At 48.0% G+C, this 19,355-nt stretch carries 18 protein-coding genes, 1 tRNA gene and 1 pseudogene; 10 read left to right on the plus strand and 10 right to left on the minus strand.

Features of this window, described 5'->3' with window-relative positions; genetic code table 11:
• Positions 1-337 precede the first annotated feature (337 nt).
• From AKL11_RS18690 to AKL11_RS18705, 4 genes and pseudogenes are all read right to left on the minus strand, one after another.
• Positions 338-1,414: pseudogene (locus AKL11_RS18690) on the minus strand (PQQ-dependent sugar dehydrogenase).
• A gap of 134 nt (positions 1,415-1,548) precedes the next feature.
• The gene (locus AKL11_RS18695; RefSeq protein WP_067520303.1) at positions 1,549-1,788 is read right to left on the minus strand and encodes a hypothetical protein; all 240 of its coding nucleotides are present in this window, start codon (positions 1,786-1,788) and stop codon (positions 1,549-1,551) included.
• A 273-nt stretch (positions 1,789-2,061) separates the two neighbouring features.
• Positions 2,062-2,138 (minus strand) — tRNA-Pro (locus AKL11_RS18700).
• A 128-nt stretch (positions 2,139-2,266) separates the two neighbouring features.
• Complete coding sequence (locus AKL11_RS18705) at positions 2,267-3,628, minus strand: class II 3-deoxy-7-phosphoheptulonate synthase (RefSeq protein WP_067520305.1); 1,362 nt, start codon at positions 3,626-3,628, stop codon at positions 2,267-2,269.
• Positions 3,629-4,102: 474 nt separating this feature from the next.
• On the opposite strand from AKL11_RS18705, the gene AKL11_RS25320 reads away from it, so the two are divergent.
• On the plus strand, positions 4,103-4,354 hold the full coding sequence (locus AKL11_RS25320; protein WP_157673659.1) for a hypothetical protein: 252 nt from the start codon (positions 4,103-4,105) through the stop codon (positions 4,352-4,354).
• 12 nt (positions 4,355-4,366) lie between these two features.
• On the opposite strand, the gene AKL11_RS18710 is transcribed toward AKL11_RS25320, so the two are convergent.
• From AKL11_RS18710 to tadA, 5 genes are all read right to left on the minus strand, one after another.
• The gene (locus AKL11_RS18710) at positions 4,367-5,209 is read right to left on the minus strand and encodes a sulfurtransferase (protein WP_067520307.1); all 843 of its coding nucleotides are present in this window, start codon (positions 5,207-5,209) and stop codon (positions 4,367-4,369) included.
• 284 nt (positions 5,210-5,493) lie between these two features.
• Entirely contained in the window at positions 5,494-5,805 is a 312-nt protein-coding gene (locus AKL11_RS18715; RefSeq protein WP_067520309.1) for a hypothetical protein, read from the minus strand.
• A 45-nt stretch (positions 5,806-5,850) separates the two neighbouring features.
• Positions 5,851-6,309 (minus strand): outer membrane lipoprotein, encoded by a 459-nt coding sequence (locus tag AKL11_RS18720; RefSeq protein ID WP_253705254.1) that lies wholly within the window; start codon positions 6,307-6,309, stop codon positions 5,851-5,853.
• 73 nt (positions 6,310-6,382) lie between these two features.
• Positions 6,383-10,297, minus strand: coding sequence for a phosphoribosylformylglycinamidine synthase (purL, locus tag AKL11_RS18725; protein ID WP_067520312.1), 3,915 nt, complete (start codon positions 10,295-10,297; stop codon positions 6,383-6,385).
• Positions 10,298-10,534: 237 nt separating this feature from the next.
• The gene (tadA, locus tag AKL11_RS18730; RefSeq protein ID WP_216636539.1) at positions 10,535-11,020 is read right to left on the minus strand and encodes a tRNA adenosine(34) deaminase TadA; all 486 of its coding nucleotides are present in this window, start codon (positions 11,018-11,020) and stop codon (positions 10,535-10,537) included.
• Positions 11,021-11,240: 220 nt separating this feature from the next.
• On the opposite strand from tadA, the gene AKL11_RS18735 reads away from it, so the two are divergent.
• The 9 genes from AKL11_RS18735 to sctU all read left to right on the plus strand — a co-directional run bounded on the left by AKL11_RS18735 (position 11,241) and on the right by sctU (position 18,305).
• Positions 11,241-11,741: a type III secretion system chaperone gene (locus AKL11_RS18735; RefSeq protein ID WP_067520314.1), complete on the plus strand. Its 501-nt coding sequence runs from the start codon at positions 11,241-11,243 to the stop codon at positions 11,739-11,741.
• A gap of 177 nt (positions 11,742-11,918) precedes the next feature.
• The gene (sctN, locus tag AKL11_RS18740; protein WP_067520316.1) at positions 11,919-13,256 is read left to right on the plus strand and encodes a type III secretion system ATPase SctN; all 1,338 of its coding nucleotides are present in this window, start codon (positions 11,919-11,921) and stop codon (positions 13,254-13,256) included.
• Positions 13,257-13,260: 4 nt separating this feature from the next.
• The gene (gene sctO, locus AKL11_RS18745; protein ID WP_067520318.1) at positions 13,261-13,722 is read left to right on the plus strand and encodes a type III secretion system stalk subunit SctO; all 462 of its coding nucleotides are present in this window, start codon (positions 13,261-13,263) and stop codon (positions 13,720-13,722) included.
• Positions 13,723-13,734: 12 nt separating this feature from the next.
• Positions 13,735-14,493 (plus strand): type III secretion HpaP family protein, encoded by a 759-nt coding sequence (locus tag AKL11_RS18750; RefSeq protein ID WP_067520320.1) that lies wholly within the window; start codon positions 13,735-13,737, stop codon positions 14,491-14,493.
• Positions 14,494-14,504: 11 nt separating this feature from the next.
• Positions 14,505-15,476, plus strand: coding sequence for a type III secretion system cytoplasmic ring protein SctQ (sctQ, locus tag AKL11_RS18755; RefSeq protein ID WP_067520322.1), 972 nt, complete (start codon positions 14,505-14,507; stop codon positions 15,474-15,476).
• A gap of 49 nt (positions 15,477-15,525) precedes the next feature.
• Positions 15,526-16,194, plus strand: coding sequence for a type III secretion system export apparatus subunit SctR (sctR, locus tag AKL11_RS18760; protein WP_067520324.1), 669 nt, complete (start codon positions 15,526-15,528; stop codon positions 16,192-16,194).
• A complete protein-coding gene (sctS, locus tag AKL11_RS18765) occupies positions 16,187-16,450 on the plus strand; it encodes a type III secretion system export apparatus subunit SctS (RefSeq protein WP_067520326.1) in 264 nt (87 codons plus the stop codon). Before sctR ends, sctS begins: the two co-directional genes overlap by 8 nt.
• Before the next feature lie 2 nt (positions 16,451-16,452).
• Positions 16,453-17,244 (plus strand): type III secretion system export apparatus subunit SctT, encoded by a 792-nt coding sequence (gene sctT, locus AKL11_RS18770; protein WP_067520328.1) that lies wholly within the window; start codon positions 16,453-16,455, stop codon positions 17,242-17,244.
• Positions 17,241-18,305 carry a type III secretion system export apparatus subunit SctU gene (gene sctU / locus AKL11_RS18775; protein ID WP_067520330.1) on the plus strand — a complete coding sequence of 355 codons (1,065 nt, stop codon included), beginning with the start codon at positions 17,241-17,243 and terminating at the stop codon, positions 18,303-18,305. The genes sctT and sctU overlap by 4 nt, the downstream gene beginning before the upstream one ends.
• 19 nt (positions 18,306-18,324) lie before the next feature.
• Here sctU and dmpG read toward each other — a convergent pair whose 3' ends face one another.
• Positions 18,325-19,353, minus strand: coding sequence for a 4-hydroxy-2-oxovalerate aldolase (gene dmpG, locus AKL11_RS18780; protein ID WP_067520333.1), 1,029 nt, complete (start codon positions 19,351-19,353; stop codon positions 18,325-18,327).
• Positions 19,354-19,355: the final 2 nt, after the last annotated feature.

Consider the following 19,355-nt stretch of genomic DNA (forward strand, 5'->3'; position numbering starts at 1 on the left):
AGAATCACATGATTAACCCTAAGTGATGAGACAACTCTCTCTTCCTTGGATCAGAATACGGCGCCATTAACGATGACAATTGAGAAATATGACCTTTAAAACCGCATGCTCCGATAGGACAAACTGACACCCTAAAGGAATCCTAGCGACTCTTAGCCTCCCAAGCTCAGCGCATTATGGAGACAGATGATCGGTAAACACAATAGTCTCCAAGAGACTGTTTACCCGAAAAGCGAACCTCGTCAAAACCTAAAAAGCAAAAATACTAACGGGTTCCGCTTTATGAACACTGACAAACAGAGTCGACTATAGAATCTGACGCGGTCACTGCCTGAAGTTAAAATGATTCCAATAAGAAAACCTTACCGCTGTCCGTGGAAAAATAAAGATAACCATCAGGACTGACAGCAATGTCTCTTATGCGCTCACCCAAATCTGCCATCAATCATTGAGATTCAGAGAGCCTGCTCTCATCAGTAGAGACAACATTAATATGCGTTAATTTTAATGCACCGGCTAAAAAATGATTATTGAGTTCAGGGTATTGGTCGCCCCGATAAAGCATCAAATTACCGGGCGCAATGGAAGGAATATAAACCAGCTTCGGATCCTCCATCTCGGGCAGCGAAATTGCATCACCCACATTGATTGGCCCCCAATATTCTTTTCCGTGGGAAACTGTCGCCCAGCCGTAGTTCGCACCTTTTTTAATGAGGTTAATTTCATCACCCCCTCTTGGTCCATGTTCAATGGACCAGAGCTGCCTGGTTGGTTCGTCGTAAAAAAGCCCCTGAGGATTTCGGTGGCCGTAGCTCCACATTTCTGCCAACCCTTCCGCTTTTTGAAACGGATTATCGTCAGGAACTGAACCATCAAGGTTAAGGCGCAAGATAGAACCCGCATGGGTGTTTTTATCCTGACCATTCTCGCGCTCACCCCGGTCACCAATGGAGAAAAAGACATACCCATCCGCAAACGCTATTCGACTACCAAAGTGACGCCCCGTGCTTGATACCGCATCAGCAACGAATAACTCCTGCCACTGGCTTAACTGATTGTTTTCTACATGCGCACGAGCCAATGCCACCGTTGTGCCCTTAGCCGTTTGCTTGCTATAGGTGAAATAAAGTAGTGGCCTTTCAGGGTCACTGTCAGGCGCCAGCGCCACATCAAGCAAGCCACCCTGCCCATGATCATCCACCGAGTTAACGACAAAAAGCGTTTGCCTTAACCCAGTGTGAATATTGAGGAGAGTAACAGTGCCATTCTTTTCGTTGATGACCACTCGCTCCGAATCCAGAAACTCGATTGCCCATGGTATACGAAAACCCTCGGCTATTTGCCGTGCACGATATTCAGCGGAGTAAGCGGCAGTTGTCAGGCAACTGAGTAGGATAATTATTATTGCTTTCATGTTTTATTCCAGTGAGCCCATCAGCATCACTGGAAATCTAACACGATAATACATTAACTGTCAGGAGAGCAGCGATAAGGAAAACGCTATGCGGCATCACTGCTTCCACTTAAAAATCGAGTTAATTGTATCAGCTAACGCTGAAAGCCATTATTAAACGCATTCACTTCTCGGTCATGCTGAACGGGAATAACCGCCGGCTCCTTGAAGTACTGACTTTCAACCCAATCCACTGCAACCTGAAAGGCCTGCTCGCCATAAGCCGCAAAACTGAAACGACGGGACAATCTTTTTCCAAGACCATTGACCGCCGCGCTGTATGCCTGCCATCCTGCTTGCCCATCACTGAGCGTATATTTTTCAATTTTCATCATAGCCAGAGGCCAAACTCAATTCTTATTGATAGTGACTGCGATTTGTCATGAGCGTTCAGAGTACTCAGGCTCTGTTACAACTTGATGACCGTCTCACATAATTTAAAGGTGGGTGATTATTAACCAGATGCAGGTATCGCACATTGATACGTACCAATACTTATTAACAACAATTCTATCGCAAACTGCAATAATGAAACTGCGAGGGCAAAGAAAAAATAAAACCAGAAAGAAAGGTAACGACAGGAGAGATAAAAACAACAAAAGGGAAAATGGTCGGGGTAGAGAGATTCGAACTCCCGACATCCTGCTCCCAAAGCAGGCGCGCTACCAGACTGCGCTATACCCCGTAAGACGACGACTATCTTATTGTTTTTGATGGATATGTCAACAGTAGAATCAGATAATAACTGATTCCACATAATTGCCACACACATCCATCATAGGCCGATAAGAGCCGCAAATGCGGCATCCATCACTAAGAAGCTCGAAGCTTGCGACACTTCTTCAAGGTTTCAGCAATCATAAATGCCAATTCCAAAGCCTGATCTGCATTAAGCCTTGGATCACAATGGGTGTGATAACGGTTACCCAAATGATCTTCGGTGACCGTTCTCGCACCACCGACACATTCAGTGACATTCTGCCCCGTCATTTCAAAATGAACACCGCCGGCATAAGTCCCTTCCGCCTGATGTACGGCAAAAAACTGCTCGACTTCTGCAAGAATGCTAGACACTTCACGGGTCTTATAACCATTACTGGCTTTATAGGTGTTGCCATGCATTGGATCGCAACTCCAGAGCACATGCCGTCCTTCCCGTTCAACCGCCTGCAACAATGCTGGCAGACCTTTCTCAACATTATCAGCTCCCATACGAACAATGACGTTTAACTTGCCAGGTTCGTTTTCCGGGTTGATAAGGTCAATCAACTGAATCAGCTCATCCGGATTCAATGTTGGGCCCGCTTTTAACCCAATCGGGTTTTGAATACCGCGCACGTACTCTACATGACCACCATCCACCTGACGGGTACGATCCCCTACCCAAAGCATATGAGCAGAACAGTCATACCAGTTGCCAGACAAACTATCACGGCGGGTCAGTGCCTGTTCGTAAGGTAGAAGCAGTGCTTCATGGGAGGTATAGAAAGACGTTTCACGAATGGTTGACGCGTTTTCAGCGGAAATCCCACAAGCCCGCATAAAGCCCAATGTTTCATCAATTCGATCCGCCAGATTTGTATACTGCTCGGATTGTGGGCTGCTGGAAATAAAGTCCAGATTCCAGGCGTGGACTTGCTCAAGTGAGGCCAAGCCTCCCTGGGCAAATGCACGAATCAAATTGAGCGTAGACGCTGCCTGATGATAAGCCTGCAACATTCTCTCAGGATCAGGCGTGCGGGATTGCGCCGAAAATTCCATGCCGTTGATGATGTCGCCCCGATAAATAGGCAGCTCAACACCATCAACAGTTTCTGTGCCAGAGGATCTTGGCTTGGCAAACTGCCCGGCCATTCGCCCGACTTTAATCACCGGACAAGCTGCGCCAAACGTCAGCGCAACCGCCATCTGCATCATGACCTTAAACGTGTCGCGAATATTGACCGCAGAAAACTCAAGGAAGCTTTCAGCGCAATCACCGCCTTGCAGCAGAAACGCCTTACCTGCCGTAGCATCCGCAAAACGGCTCTTCAGCTCATTAACTTCTCCCGCAAACACCAGAGGCGGCATCGCAGCCAGCCTGTTTTCGACTTGTGTCAGCTTTTCCTGATCGGGATACTCTGGCAGCTGGAGCAAAGGCATGCTTCTCCAACTATCCACATTCCATGATGTCATTCAATCACCAGCTTATTTCACGCATTGATTGAGCCTAATTCTACCTTAAGAACATGGGTAAAGCGCACTAAATACTTATGCCGTGACCGGTATACTATCGTTTGAATGATCTTTCGCTACGGCTCTATGAATCTGCGGGTCCTTAAGCCCTTCCTCAAATCAGTTAAACGAAGCTTGAAGGTAGCTTTAAGCCCCCTGCTTGAACATATAGAACCACACAAATTTGACCAATTTGAGAAAAATTCACCCTTCCAATATTTACAGCTCGAAGCAGTTTTGCTATAAGTTCACCTGCTTATTTTATAAGTAGTAGTACATAGACAAATGATTCTTTCTCAGATTTTCATGACGATTATTAAACTCGGCAAAATTATGATGTGCCGAGGGGGATCTCGTGGCTAGCTGAAAAGCAAAAAACGAGCCCCCGCACCTTCAACGGTCCGGGGGCTTTTTTATGTATAAAGGTATAAAAGCGTGAACGAACTGAATCTTCGACTGACCACTGTTAACGACCCATCATGCCTTGAGCAGGTTCTCCATGGCAGCAGCGAAAATGGCTTGCACCTGAAGAGCTTTGCCGCAGAGCTGAACCACGACAAAAATCAGTACGAAATTAAAATGTGTGTTTGCGGCTTCACCCATCAGCACCAGATTGTGGGATGGTTAGCGCAACAGGAATATATTCGCGAACTGAGCCCGTTAAAATCGGCGACTGGGCTCGTATGAATTTATGATTTTCTAACCTCGGGCAACAGGTCGTTCCGGGTTAGTAATCCATTCACTCCATGAGCCGGAATATAGTACAGCACCATGAAGGCCTGCGTACTCCATGGCCAGAATATTGTGGCAGGCCGTTACTCCGGAGCCACAATAGAAGACAAGGCTGGCACTTCCAGTTGTGAGTGATGAGAAAATTTCATTCAGCTGTTCAGGCGGCAAAAAACGTCCATCGTCGTTCAGGTTATCGGTAAAGGGATGGCAAGTAGCACCGGGAATATGGCCAGCGATAGGGTCTATACTTTCTTCTTCACCCCTGAAACGTTCGTGGGCTCGAGCATCCACCAGTGGGTTAAGAAGGCCGCCACTGACTATTTGCGCTTGCAGGTCGTCAGCAGAGATCACCGGCATATGACCGGTAGTCAGGTGATTAAGTACAGGAATCGTTTCAGAAGTATCTGCGGTCACTGGATAACGACCACCCAACCAAGCTTTCATACCTCCATGAAGCACGGACACATGCCTCAAACCGGCCCAACGCAGCAACCACCAGGCTCTTGCAGCCATGGCATGCCCGCCATCATCGTAAACGACAATTTGTGAGCTCTCTGTGATCCCCCACCGACTCAGCGTTTCCAGCCAATCAGAAGATTCTGGTAAAGGGTGCCGGCCGGTTTTACCCGGGATGATGTCACCGGATAGGTCTTTTTCCAGATCCGCATAAATCGCTCCGGGGATATGTCCTTGGTCATACATCACCCGGCCAAGCTTTATATCTGCAAGACTAAAGCGCGCATCAAGCACCACCAATTGCTCATCATTGAGCAGCGTTGCCAACATTTCAGGCTCGATTAACAGAGTCATCGCCTTACCTCAGGATCGACCATTAATGATTCATGACCGGACAATGACACAGTAAAAAAAACATGCGTGGTTTGCAAGAAACGAGGTCAGAATTGACCATGGTTATTGTCATTAAAACGTTGTGACAGAGGGGAAACAGGAAAGAGTAAGGTAAAACCCACCAGCAGAACTGGTGGGATCACATCCATGTGATCAGTGCGTCCTTGCACTATCTACGTTACCAGTCAGCAAGATTGAGAAACAGTCGACATTTTCACCAATTGACGTGAGACATATCTCACAACTCATTCATTTACCTTTGACGTTTTATCCACAATCTGATCATTACGTATGACTTTTTCAGAAAGCAGGTTTGTAAGCTCATCCTCTTCCGGCTCTACCAAAATAATGCGGGTTTCATCGGCTAACTCATCAAACTCAAGTTCAGGAAAGTTTTTTTCTCCCTCAAGATCAGACACTTCACCATCGTCTTCTACAGAGATCACCTCAGACAGCGGCAGCTCTTGAACCTCTTCACTGCCGGAGAACAGCAACCAACCTGCTACGCCAACCATTAGCACGGCAACTAATAATGCGACGACTGTTTTGCCTCCCATCCTCACTCTCCTTCTTAAGAACTACCGATTTAAGAACTGCCGATATCAATAAGCTCTGACCACTCGAGTGGTATTACCCTGAGTTAAGATTTTTACCTTATCACCCATCTGCAGCGGCGCATTAGAGTTCGCTTCCTGAACCACTGAAATATAACTGCCACTATCAAGGCGAATGGTCATTTCAATGCCCTGCTGCCCGGTCAGTTCTTTTTCAGTCATACTGCCAAGCACGCCACCGGCAACACCACCGAGCACGGCAGCTATATCACTGCCTCTGCCGCCACCAACTGTTGATCCGGCAATGCCACCAATGGCAGCACCAGCAATGGTGCCCACAGCACCTTCTGTACCTTCAATTTTCACATACTGAAGTTCAGAAATAGTGCCAAAACTCACTTGCTGAATGCGCCGGGCTTCACCACTGGAATACGTTGTACCAGTAGTATCCGTCATGCACCCGGTAAGAAAAATCACCAGAAAAGCGGTAGCCAGTTGTTTCATCATATTCATTACTCTTCAGTATTCCCGTACTCCAAAAAATCGGGGCACGGGAATAAACACTAACAATTATATTCGCCTAACCTATCCAGGCACGGGCATTGCGGAACATCCTCATCAATGGTGCATCTTCGCCCCAATGCTCCGGATGCCAGCTGTTTTGCACTTTACGGAACACTCGCTCCGGGTGCGGCATCATAATAGTGACACGACCATCGGCACTGGTTAAACCCGTAACCCCTTGAGGCGAACCGTTCGGATTATAAGGATAACGAACAGTTGGCTTGCCAAGATTATCCACAAACCTCAACGACACCTGTTCATTCGTGAACAGCTGGTCAACATGGGATGGATTGGCAAATTCAGCATGACCTTCTCCATGGGCAACCGCAATCGGCATTCGCGCCCCTTCCATACCCTGGAAGAAGATGGAACGGCTCTTCTGAACTTCCACCATAGAAACTCGAGCCTCAAACTGCTCCGACTGATTACGAACAAAATGCGGCCATAAATCTGCGCCAGGGATCAAGTCATGAAGATTAGACAACATCTGACATCCATTACAAACACCCAGCGCAAAACTGTCCCGCCGTTCAAAAAATTGGGCAAATTGTTCCCTTGCCTGTTCGTTAAAAAGAATGGATTTAGCCCAGCCTTCACCAGCGCCCAAGACATCTCCGTAAGAGAAGCCACCACAAGCCACCAGCCCTTTAAACTCCTCCAGGCTACGTCGCCCAGAGAGAATATCACTCATATGAACGTCATAGGTTTTAAAACCGGCCCGATCAAATGCAGCGGCCATTTCAACCTGACCATTTACACCCTGCTCCCGCAGAATGGCCATGGCAGGTCGAACACCGGTATTAATGTAAGGTGCGGCAATGTCTTTGTTGATGTCAAAAGGCAACGAAGCATGGAGCCCTAGATCTTTGTCGTCCAGCAGGTTATCAAACTCTTGTCGTGCACATTCCGGGTTATCCCGAAGTGCCTGAATGCGATAACTGGTTTCTGCCCACCAGCGCTGGAGCTTCACTCGACTTTCACTGATCAATTCTGCTCCGTTAAAGCGGAACTTCACTTGCTGAGCATCCGCTAACGTACCGATAGTGTGTGAGCAAGACGCCAGCCCATATTGAGCGAGAATGTCTTTTACAATGCCTTTGTCCCTGTGACGAACCTGAATCACTGCACCCAGCTCTTCATTAAACAGCGCGGGCAGAATCATGGATTTATTGCCCGCCAGTTTATCGAGATCCACCGCAATACCGGTATGTCCGGCAAATGCCATCTCGATCAATGTGGTAAACAGGCCACCATCAGAACGATCGTGATAAGCAAGCAGCAAGTCCTTAGCCATCATTTCCTGAATGGCATTGAAGAAGCCTTTAAGGTCTTCAGGAGAATCCACATCCGGAGCCTGGTCACCTACTTGACCATAAACCTGAGCCAGCGCTGACCCACCAAGGCGGTTATGATCCCGCCCCAGATCAATCAGAAGCAGATCGGTATTGCCCTGATCGGTTTTCAATTGGGGAGTTAGGGTTTTGCGAATATCCTGAACCGGCGCAAAAGCCGTAATGACCAATGATAAAGGCGAAGTGACGCTTTTAGTTTCGCCATCTTCCTGCCATTGGGTTCTCATGGACATGGAATCTTTGCCTACCGGAATAGCAATACCCAACGCAGGGCATAATTCCATTCCAACTGTTTTCACTGTCTCATAAAGATTTTCATCTTCCCCCGGATGCCCTGCTGCGGCCATCCAGTTGGCAGAAAGTTTGATATCGCTCATTTTTTCGATGCAGGCACTGGCAATATTGGTGATCGATTCGCCAACTGCCATACGACCGGAGGCCGGTGAATTAATCAGAGCAAGCGGCGTTCGCTCTCCCATGGACATGGCTTCGCCGGTGTAACGGTCAAAACTGGAGGCGGTCACTGCGCAATCTGCCACCGGCACCTGCCACGGACCCACCATCTGATCACGATTGACCAGGCCGGTAATGGTTCTGTCGCCGATGGTGATCAAAAAGCTTTTGCTGGCCACAGAAGGTAGTTTCAGAACACGTTCCATGGCTTCCAACATTGGGACGTCATCAAGGTTCAGTGGTTCACGTTCGAATGATTGCCTCTGAATTTCCCGATGCATTTTGGGCGGTTTGCCCAGCAGCACCTCCAAGGGCATATCCACGGGTTGGTTGTCGAAATGACTGTCATCAACCAAAAGATGCTCTTCTTCTATTGCTTCACCCACCACCGCATAAGGGCAACGCTCTTGCCGGCAGATCTCTTCAAAACGACTCAGGTCGTCTGTTGCCACCGCGAGCACATAACGTTCCTGGGATTCATTACACCACAGCGCCAGTGGCGACATGCCCGGTTCATCATTATTGATGGCCCGAAGCTGGAAGTGACCACCACGGCCACCATCGCTCACTAGTTCCGGCAGTGCATTTGACAAACCACCTGCGCCAACATCATGAATAAAGGCAATCGGATTATTATCGCCCTGCTGCCAACAACGATCGATGACTTCCTGGCAACGGCGCTCCATCTCCGGGTTGTCCCGCTGCACACTGGCAAAATCCAAATCTTCCTGACCGTCCGCAGAGGTCATGGAAGACGCCGCACCACCGCCCAGGCCGATCTGCATGGCCGGGCCACCAAGGACAATCAGTTTCGCGCCAACAGGGATTTCACCTTTTTCCACATGCTCCGCTTTGATATTGCCGAGGCCACCGGCCAACATGATGGGCTTGTGGTATCCGCGAACTTCATAACCGGCAGCGCCATTCACACGGGCTTCAAAGGTTCTGAAATACCCACAAAGATTTGGGCGGCCAAACTCATTGTTAAAACCGGCGCCACCCAGCGGACCATGAATCATGATATCCAATGGTGAAACAATTCGATCCGGCTTGCCATAACTCTGTTCCCACGGCTGCTCGTAGCCCGGAATTTGCAAGTTAGACACAGTAAAACCGGTTAAGCCGGCTTTCGGTTTGGAACCTTTACCCGTGGCACCTTCATCACGAATCTCACCACCAGATCCAGTCGCAGCGCCAGCCCACGGCGCAATCGCCGTTGGGTGGTTGTGGGTTTCTACCTTCATCAGGATATGGATAGCTTCTTCGTTGAAGCCATACTCCCGACTCTCCGCTTCCGGATAAAAGCGCTTGGAGTGGAAGCCTTCAATGACCGAGGCGTTGTCTTTATAGGCAGAAAGCACACCTTCACCGTTCAGGGCGTGGGTGTTTCGAATCATCTTGAACAGGGAGAGATCCTGCTCTTCGCCATCAATACTCCAGGACGCGTTAAAAATTTTGTGACGACAATGTTCTGAGTTTGCCTGGGCAAACATCATTAACTCAACGTCGGAAGGGTCTCGTTCAAGCTTTTGATAGCTTTCAACCAGATAATCGATTTCGTCATCGGCCAGTGCTAATCCTAACGACTGGTTTGCACTCACCAGTGCGTCTCTGCCACCTTCCAATACCGCCACTGTCTTCATTGGGGCGGGCTCAGAAACTGCAAACAGCTGGGGAATCTCGTCTTCACTGTGGAATACAGACTGAGTCATCCGATCATGAAGCCCGGCAATGACAGCCGCCTCTTGCTCCGAAGACAGTTCAGCATCCGCATAAACCACAAACCTCACACCACGTTCAATCCGCTGAATCATGGATAGGCCACAGTTCCTTGCTATTTCAGACGCTTTGCTGGACCAAGGAGAAATAGTACCAGGTCGGGGAACCACCAGATACTCACCTTTCCATGAAACACTATCTGGGATTCTTTGCTGAATCGTTGGTCCATAAGTGAGCAACTTTTCCAGAATGGCTGCTTGATTATCATCCAGCTCTGACATTTTTTTGACGTAATGCTGAAAATCAGCAACGACAGCAGTGATTGCAGGAACTTTGCCCTGAAGCTGGGCAAGCAGCTTTTGACTGCGAAAGTGGGAAAGTGCAGGAGCGCCACGCAGTATCAGCATGTTCTGGTCTGTCCTCGGGACTTGTCTATTAATAACGTGTCACAACAGGACTGCAGCCAGGAGCGAATAATTAAAATCAGAAAGCTCACAGGTGGTCACTTCCTGATTTGGATTACACGCAGTCCTTGTGCTGCAGTCTCTCAACTCAGGGGAATGATCAAAGGTCGCTATGATAATCGAAACTGGCCTCAGGAAACCAGCGGTCAACCGCCATAAATTTCGGCTTTTACTGCATTATCAGCGAAGAGGTTTACCTTTTTGCTCTCGGATTTGCCTGCGGCGGTCGCGAAAGAAACTACTAATCATCGTACTGCACTCATCCTGCAGCACACCGCCCACCACCTCCACCCGGTGATTCACCCAAGGTTGATCAAACACCCTTGAAGCACTGACCGCTGCGCCAGCTTTAGGTTCCATTGCACCGAAGATTAACCGTCGAATCCGGCTGTGAATAATCCCGCCAGCACACATGGTGCAAGGCTCCAGGGTGACATAAAGATCGCAGTCCACCAGCCGGTAATTACCGATAACCTCAGCGGCCAGTTGCAGAACAAGGATTTCTGCATGGGCCACCGGATTGCAGGACGAAATAGGCTGATTACAGGATCGTGCCAGTATCTGGCCATCTTTTACCACCACCGCACCAACAGGCACCTCGCCTTTTTGACGCCCTTTATCCGCTTCCAGCAGCGCTTCTCTCATCCAGATGTCGTCATTAATCACTAATCAGGGTCTCAATAAAAGAGGTAAAACCGTTACTTTGCAGCTAATTTTCACCCGAGCTTCAGAAAACTAAAACCCCAGCCGATCAATTCCATAGAATTTTTTCGCAACCGGGCAGTCTGAGCTATACATAGTGTCTAAGCTATAAATGACTAACATTATAAAACAGCTCAATGTTTAACAATAAAACAGCAAAATAAATCAGTGGAGGAAGGACCTGATGTCTTTCAAGCAGAATGTAGAACAACATCTACAACACTTTGCCCAGAGCATCGGTCTGGGTGAGCTTAAGCTCAACGAGCATGATGCCTGCGGTTTATGCTTTGACGACACCCTCATCGTCAATATGGAATACCTCGAAGACGATGAAGCTCTGGTCTTTGTCGCCTCTGTACGCCCGATGGATGCCCACGATTCGGCCAAAACCGAACTGTTTGAGAGAATGCTATCTCTTAACCTTCAGCATCACAGCATGCAGGGTGCCTTTCTGGCACTGAATCATGATAAGTCTGAAGTACTGCTGATTCGTTCACTTCAAGCTTCTTGTGACTACGGTTTGTTCGAATCCACCCTTGAGAAGTTTGTGAACACACTGGAATGGTGTGTCAGCGAACTGGATCTTTCTAAGCAGGGTCAACCCGTAACACCAAAAACACCACCTCGTCAGCAGAATAACCAGAGCGGCCCAGGTGGTCCTGGTGACATGGGCATGATGGTGTAAACACCAATATTGGTACTTTATAAAAGTGGGCTTTATGCCCACTTTTTTTATGTTAATTCCTACCTCTGATCAGCCATTAGGCACATATTCATTAAGACCCACGCCTCAAGGTCGAATACAGGAAATAGAAAACCATAATCTCCTCACAGCAATACTCACAACAATGGAGGCTTCAAGTTGGCACAAGCATTTAATTATTTAACCAATGCTCTCCAGGGAACGGTTGAAAGTAGCCGGCTTGTGGATATCCGGGGCCGAGTGACTGAAGTTCAGGGGATGATTATCAAAGCGGCGGTTCCTGGCGTGAAGATTGGCGAACTTTGCCAACTGGTTTCGCCAAACGATCCCAGTGATAAACAATCTTTTGCCGAAGTGGTCGGATTTCAGGGACATGAAACCGTGCTTTCTCCTCTGGGTGAGATTATGGGTATTTCATCAACCACAGAAGTATTACCCACAGGTAAGGTTCATCATGTTGCCGTAGGCCCTCACTTATTGGGTCATGTGTTGGATGGTATGGGCAGCCCTCTGCAGCCAGATGCCTTTGAAGGTATCGAACCAGAAGCACATTACCCCGTCTACGCCAATGCTCCCGATCCACTCACTCGGCAAATCATCGATCATCAGATTCCTTTGGGCGTTCGAGCCATCGATGGCCTACTCAGTTGTGGCGAAGGTCAGAGAATGGGTATTTTTGCAGCGGCGGGTGGTGGTAAAAGTACCTTGCTTTCCATGCTGGTAAAAGGCGCCGAGGTGGATGTTACGGTTCTGGCACTGATTGGTGAACGGGGACGAGAGCTCAGAGAATTTATAGAACATGACCTCGGACCTGAAGGCGTCAAGAAATCCGTCATCATTGTAGCCACCTCTGACAAATCATCCATGGAGCGAACCAAGGCAGCTTATACCGCAACCGCGGTTGCGGAATATTTCCGGGACAAGGGTCAGAAAGTTTTGCTGCTAATGGACTCCGTTACCCGTTTCGCCAGGGCACAGCGGGAAATCGGTTTGGCTGCCGGCGAGCCACCAACACGAAGAGGTTTTCCACCCTCCGTCTTCGCCACACTTCCCAAACTGATGGAAAGAACAGGGATGTCTGATGTTGGTTCAATCACGGCACTTTACACCGTGCTTGTGGAAGGTGATGACATGACTGAGCCAGTGGCTGACGAAACTCGCTCCATTCTGGACGGTCACATCATCATGTCCCGAAAGCTGGCATCCTCAGGCCATTACCCTGCCATCGATGTGTTGGCCAGTGCCAGCCGGGTAATGACAGCAATCACTGATCAGGCGCATCAGGCCGCCGCAATCCGAATGCGAGAGTTGATGTCAAAGTATGAAGAAATTGAGCTACTGGTAAAAGTCGGTGAATACAAGCCCGGCACTGACCCAACCGCCGATGAAGCCATACAGAAAATAGAAACCATCCGAACTTATCTAAAGCAAAAAACCGATGAGCTCACCACTGTTGATGAAGCCATCCAGCAGCTTCGCCACATCGTAGGTCGCTGAGTCAATGCTCAAGGAACTGCTAAAAGTCAAAAAGATCCGTGAAGAGTCGGCGGAACGAGAAGTCCATCGTTGTGAAGACATCCTTGAGCAACGCAAGAAAGATGTAGCAGACCGTAAACGGGAACTGACCGAGTACATTGACTGGCGATGTAAAGAAGAACAACAGCTTTACGATAACATAATGAATACTTCTGTCGTGCAGAACGATCTGGATAAGTTGAAACAGAAAGTGGCCATTATGCGAGAAAAAGACGTGGCCATGGAAGAAGCCATTTCGGAAGCAGAAAAACAGGTCGTCAGCGCCGAAGAAGCTCTGGAATCTGCAAAAGAGAAACACGTACAGGCAAAACTCGCCGTAGAAAAATTTGAAGAGTTCTGCAAGGTTCAAGATGAAGAGGCAGCAAAAGAAGCATTACGCCTTGAAGACTTGGAAATGGAAGAGTTCACCGGTAAATCAAAGCAATAGGAGCCAGTAGATATGGATAGTCTGACCCCAGGCGGAAAATCACAGTCAACACCACCGCCAGAACAGGACTACAACAAGCAAAGTCGTCAGGTATCTGAAAGACAGGCCAGTGACTTTGCGGATCGTATGGCAAAAGAAAAACGCGCCAAAGAGAAAAATACTGAGAACAACAAAAACAATCCAGAAACCAAAAAAGCAGACGACGGCGATCAGAGCCTGGAAAGCCTGCTTGCTGAGCGCAGTCAGACACCCAAAGGCGCCATAAAAGAACGGGAAGGCGATCAGGATGAAAACATGTTTCAAAACGAACAGGATGGCGCTGAACATGCATTGCTCCAAAGTACAAAAGAAGGACAAATAAAATCGGATCTTCAGCTTAGAGAGATTCAACAGACGAACAACGTCAAAGAAGTCGAGGCAACACTCAACAAGCTGGCAGATCAGATCAAAGTCTCCGCCAAGGATGCCATTAATGGTGCTGAAGTCAGAATTACCATGAAGGACAGCGTGCTTCCCGGCACAGAAATTCGCATTCAAAGAAACGCTGGGGAGCTGACCGTCACCATGAATACCAGCTCTGCAGAAGCAGGTAACTTTCTGGCACAACATGAAGCCGGTCTGCAAAAACTGCTAGCTGACCGATTTTCAAACGACCGGGTTCAAGTCAATGTCAATCTTGCCGGCAGTAATAATCAGGATGCCGATGGCCGCTCCAGAAACCAGTATGTTGGAGAAGAAAACGATCAAAACTCCAGTAACCGTCAGGCATGAGTTAAACAACAATGGCAAATGATCTTCTGGATCTACCCTCAGTCTCTCCATCGGAGCTGTTACTCAGCAAGCTTCTGAGCGAGCGTCAATCCAGTATCTCGATGTCTGTTGACGGACAACCTTGGGAGCTGGCACTGGGTAACGGTGCTCCCGCAAAAGCCCCGCCGTTAAAATTACAACTAGAAGTGAACCAACAGCCAGTGACGTTTTTTACCGGTGAGGCCTTTATTGATCAAATAATGCCTGCCGATTTATCCTCCTCTGTGCTCACTTCCCTGCCAAGCGATTTAGTTCAGGCTGCGATGGAGAGCAAACTTCATGTTGTTTTCCAGAGCCTTATTAATGCTACTGGCATTGCCATCAAGTTTATCAGCCTGACATCCAGTGACGGACAATCACCTCACGCAGATTTCACCATTAACATTCAAGTGGGCGGCACCCGGTATCCGGTGTTTATGGAATCCAGTCCGATCATTTTCGAGTTAATCAAGTTACTGCCAGTTCTGCATCCGGTGGATCAATCGTCTGATATTCCCGTATGGGCCGGGCTGGAACTTGGGCAAGCAAAACTGTCTAAGGTGGAGGTCGAACAACTTGGCACCGGTGACGTTGTTTTTTTCAATTACCACGTGACCGGGCAGCAGCTGATCGTCCGCATCAACCCTAAGCTAGCTTTTGTCGGTGAGGCGGAAGGGACAAAAATCACCATCAAAAGCAGGATGGATACGATGGAAGAAGATCAATTCGACGATAACGAACAAGTCAGCCTGTCAGACCTTGAGCTGGAATTGCTTTTTGAGGTAGGTCGGCAGCAATTCAGCGCCCAGGAAATTCAGATGCTGAAGCCAGGCCATGTGTTCGATCTGGAAAGACCAATTGAACAACCAGTGAATGTTCGAGCCAATGGCAAACTTATCGCAGAGTGCCAGCTGGTGCAGGTCAATAATCGACTGGGTGCGCGTATTACCAGAATTGTGAACTGATTCTGATAACCAGAGTCACAGCAAACCTCCTTCGAGGTTAAAGGCAGCCATGGAAACCGGCGCAATTACGCTTACCAGTCCCTTTTATTTGATGCTTCCGCTGGCGCTGATTGCGCTGGTGCCATTTTTTGCCGTGATGGGGACATCCTTTTTAAAGCTGGTGGTGGTTTTTTCCATTCTTCGAAATGCCACAGGTCTTCAGCAAATCCCACCCAATATCGCCATGAACGCACTGGCCATTATTTTAACTTTTTACATTATGGCGCCCATTGGGTTTGAAACCTGGGAGATGATTCAAGAGCAGGAGATCAGCTTTGAAATGGAAGACGCTGATCAACTATCAGAAAATATTGAACTGTTGATCACGCCCTACCGGGATTTTCTAAAAAAGAACACATCCGAGCGGGAAAGAAATTTCTTCCTGCGAACTGCGCGAAAAATCTGGCCTGAAGCCTATCAGGCCCAGCTTGATGCCGATGATCTGATTGTCCTGATGCCTTCTTTTTGCATCAGTGAGCTGACGAAAGCCTTTGAGATCGGTTTTCTGCTGTACCTGCCGTTTATCATCATTGATTTGATCGTCTCCAATATTCTCTTGGCCATGGGTATGATGATGGTCTCGCCCATGACCATATCACTGCCGTTTAAACTGTTATTGTTTGTCCTGATTGATGGCTGGACACGATTAATTCACGGACTGGTATTAAGCTATGCATGATCCCCAGATCCTAACGCTCACTGCCCAGTCTCTGTGGTTGACCCTGATTCTTTCCATGCCGCCCATCATCGCGGCGACAGCCATTGGTTTGATTATCAGCCTTATTCAGGCTCTGACCCAGATTCAGGAGCAAACGTTGCCTTTCGCCTTCAAACTGATCGCTGTTGTGATCAGTATCTTCCTCACTTCCCGCTGGATGGGCATAGAGCTCTACAACTTCACCATCATGATGATGAATATGATTGAAAGGCTCTAATCATGATTATTCCCATTGACGACCTGAAAGAATGGTTTTACATCCTCTCAATGGGCACTCCCAGAATTATTGCTCTGTTCACTGTGCTGCCCATATTGCATAAACGAAACCTCGGTGGCGCCATGATTCGTAATGGCATTGCCGCCTGCCTTGTTTTGTTTATGCACCCTATGCTCACCGAAACCTATTCTGGTGTAGAACCTACTATCTATAACACCGCCGGCATTGTGATCAAAGAAGCATTCATTGGTGGAATTATCGGGTTCTGTCTGGCCATTCCTTATTGGGCACTGGAGTCTGCAGGCTTTTTCATCGATAACCAACGGGGTGCATCAAGCGCCAGTATCCTTAACCCATTCTCAGGGGCTGAAACCTCACCCATGGGGATTCTGTTTATGCAGGCTGTCATCGCGCTGGTAATGACCAGTGGCTTGTTTCTGCTCATGCTGGAAGGCATTATCATCTCATACAAAGTATGGCCGGTATTTTCCTACTTCCCTCAAATCAACCTTGATGCAACCACATTTTTTCTTCTTCAGTTTGATCAGATTATCCAAATTTCAATGTGGCTCGCAGCACCGGTCATCATCTGTATGTTTATCAGCGAGTTCGGTCTCGCCCTGATCAGTCGCGCAGCCCCTCAGCTCAACGTATTTATTCTGGCCATGCCAATAAAATCAGCAGTAGCCTGCGCTATTCTCGTTGTTTACATGGACACCATTCTAGCGCTGACCCGAAAAAAAATGATGGGCCTTCCGCAACTGCTTGACTCATTAGGAGTCATCTGGAAATGAGCGACGAAAAAACTGAAGACCCCACCCCAAAAAAACTACGGGACGCCCGGCAGAAAGGACAGGTCGCCCAAAGTAAAGAAGTAACTGGCACATTTACCCTGATCGCCGTGCTTTCCTTGCTCTGGGCGAAAAGTGATGATTTTATCAGTGCTATTGAAGAAATGGTCATACTGCCTACTCAGTATTATAACGAGCCTTTCGGTCAGGCCTTCAAATTAGTGACCGAAGGCCTTTTGACCAAAACAATAGATTTACTCTTACCACTGGTCGCTGTTACTGCCACAGCAGCCATTGCTGGCAATTTAATTCAGTTCGGCTTTCTTTTTTCTGGTGAATCGATAAAGCCCGATATCAAAAAAATAAACCCCATTGAAGGCGCTAAGAAAATATTTGCTATAAAAAACCTTGTCGAATTTATTAAATCGATTATTAAGGTTGTTTTTTTAAGCTTTGTCGTTTATCACGTTTTAACCAGCAGCTTGAGGGATATGGTAAATATGCCTTACTGCGGTAAAGATTGTATTCTTCCAATAACCGGCGTTCTGATAAAAAAATTGCTAATTTATGCTTTGGCAGCTTTTCTGGTTATTGCCGTTTTGGATTATATGTTTGAGCGTTGGAACTTCATGAAGCAAAACCGGATGACGAAAGATGAAGTCAAACGTGAACATAAGGAAAGTGAAGGTAGCCCAGAGATAAAGGGTAAACGAAAAGAGATTCACCAGGAAATATTGAACGAGGCTGAAAATACCGGAAAATCAGACGTCGTCATCAAAAACCCTACTCACCTGGCCATTGGCCTGCAATATCGTCAGGGCAAAACACCTCTACCATTAGTTACTGTAAAGGGTCGGGGAGGACGCGCCCGCTTCATCGTTAAAATAGCTGAAAAGGAGGGAATACCGGTACTTGAAAACGTCCCCCTGGCTCATGCCCTATTTCACCTGAACATTGCCGATTTTATTCCGGGAGATCTCATTGAACCCGTTGCCGAAGTCTTCCGCTGGGTTCAGGAAATTAAAGAGCAGCAGCAGAAAAATGAAACACCGGCTGACGACTAACGCCAGCCATTTGTATCACTTATATCAAGCCCTTTTCTTTTGCCATCGTTAGCGCCAGATCTTCAATCATATCTTCCTGACCACCCACCGTTCCTCGACGACCTAACTCTGCCAGAATATCCCGAGCCGATACGCCGTACTTGGCAGAGGCACGTTTAGCAAACAGCAAGAAAGAAGAATAGACGCCGGCATACCCTAGCGTCAGCGCATCACGATCAATCCGAATGGGCTGATCCATCATAGGCACTACCAGATCTTCAGCTACATCACTGATTTTATAAAGATCTACGCCACTCTCGACACCCATTCTGTTCAGCACCGCGACAAAGACTTCCAACGGCGTGTTCCCAGCTCCAGCACCAAGGCCCGCAACCGAACCGTCAATTCGAGCAGCACCAGCCTCAATAGCAGACAGTGAGTTGGCAATTCCCATGCCCAAATTGTGATGACCGTGAAAGCCGATTTCAGTTTCAGGCTTAAGCTCTGAGCGTAACAAACCAATTTTCGCAGTCACTTCATCCGGCAACATATAGCCGGCAGAATCCGTACAATAAATGCAGTTCGCGCCATAGCTTTCCATCAGTCTGGCCTGCTCCAGAATTTTCTCCGGGCTAACCATATGTGCCATCATCAAGAAGCCCACGGTGTCCATGCCCATTTTCGCAGACATTCCAATATGCTGTTCCGAAACATCCGCTTCAGTACAGTGAGTGGCCACACGAATAGTGGACACACCGAAATCTTTGGCCATTCGCAAATGGTCCAGAGTGCCAATACCTGGCAGCTGCAATGCGGATACCTTGGCATTTTTCATTTTAGGAATAACGGCATCCAAATACTCTTCATCACTGTGAGCAGGAAAACCATAGTTGACCGAGGCGCCACCTAAGCCATCGCCATGAGTCACTTCAATTAAAGGAATACCTGCGTCGTCCATTGCGGTGGCGATATTCACCATCTCATCCAGAGAAATTTGATGACGCTTGGCGTGCATGCCATCCCGCAGGCACATATCGTGGAGAGTGACTTTTTTTCCATTCAGGTTCATTG

Source organism: Endozoicomonas ascidiicola, assembly GCF_001646945.1.
Taxonomy (GTDB): Bacteria; Pseudomonadota; Gammaproteobacteria; order Pseudomonadales; family Endozoicomonadaceae; genus Endozoicomonas; species Endozoicomonas ascidiicola.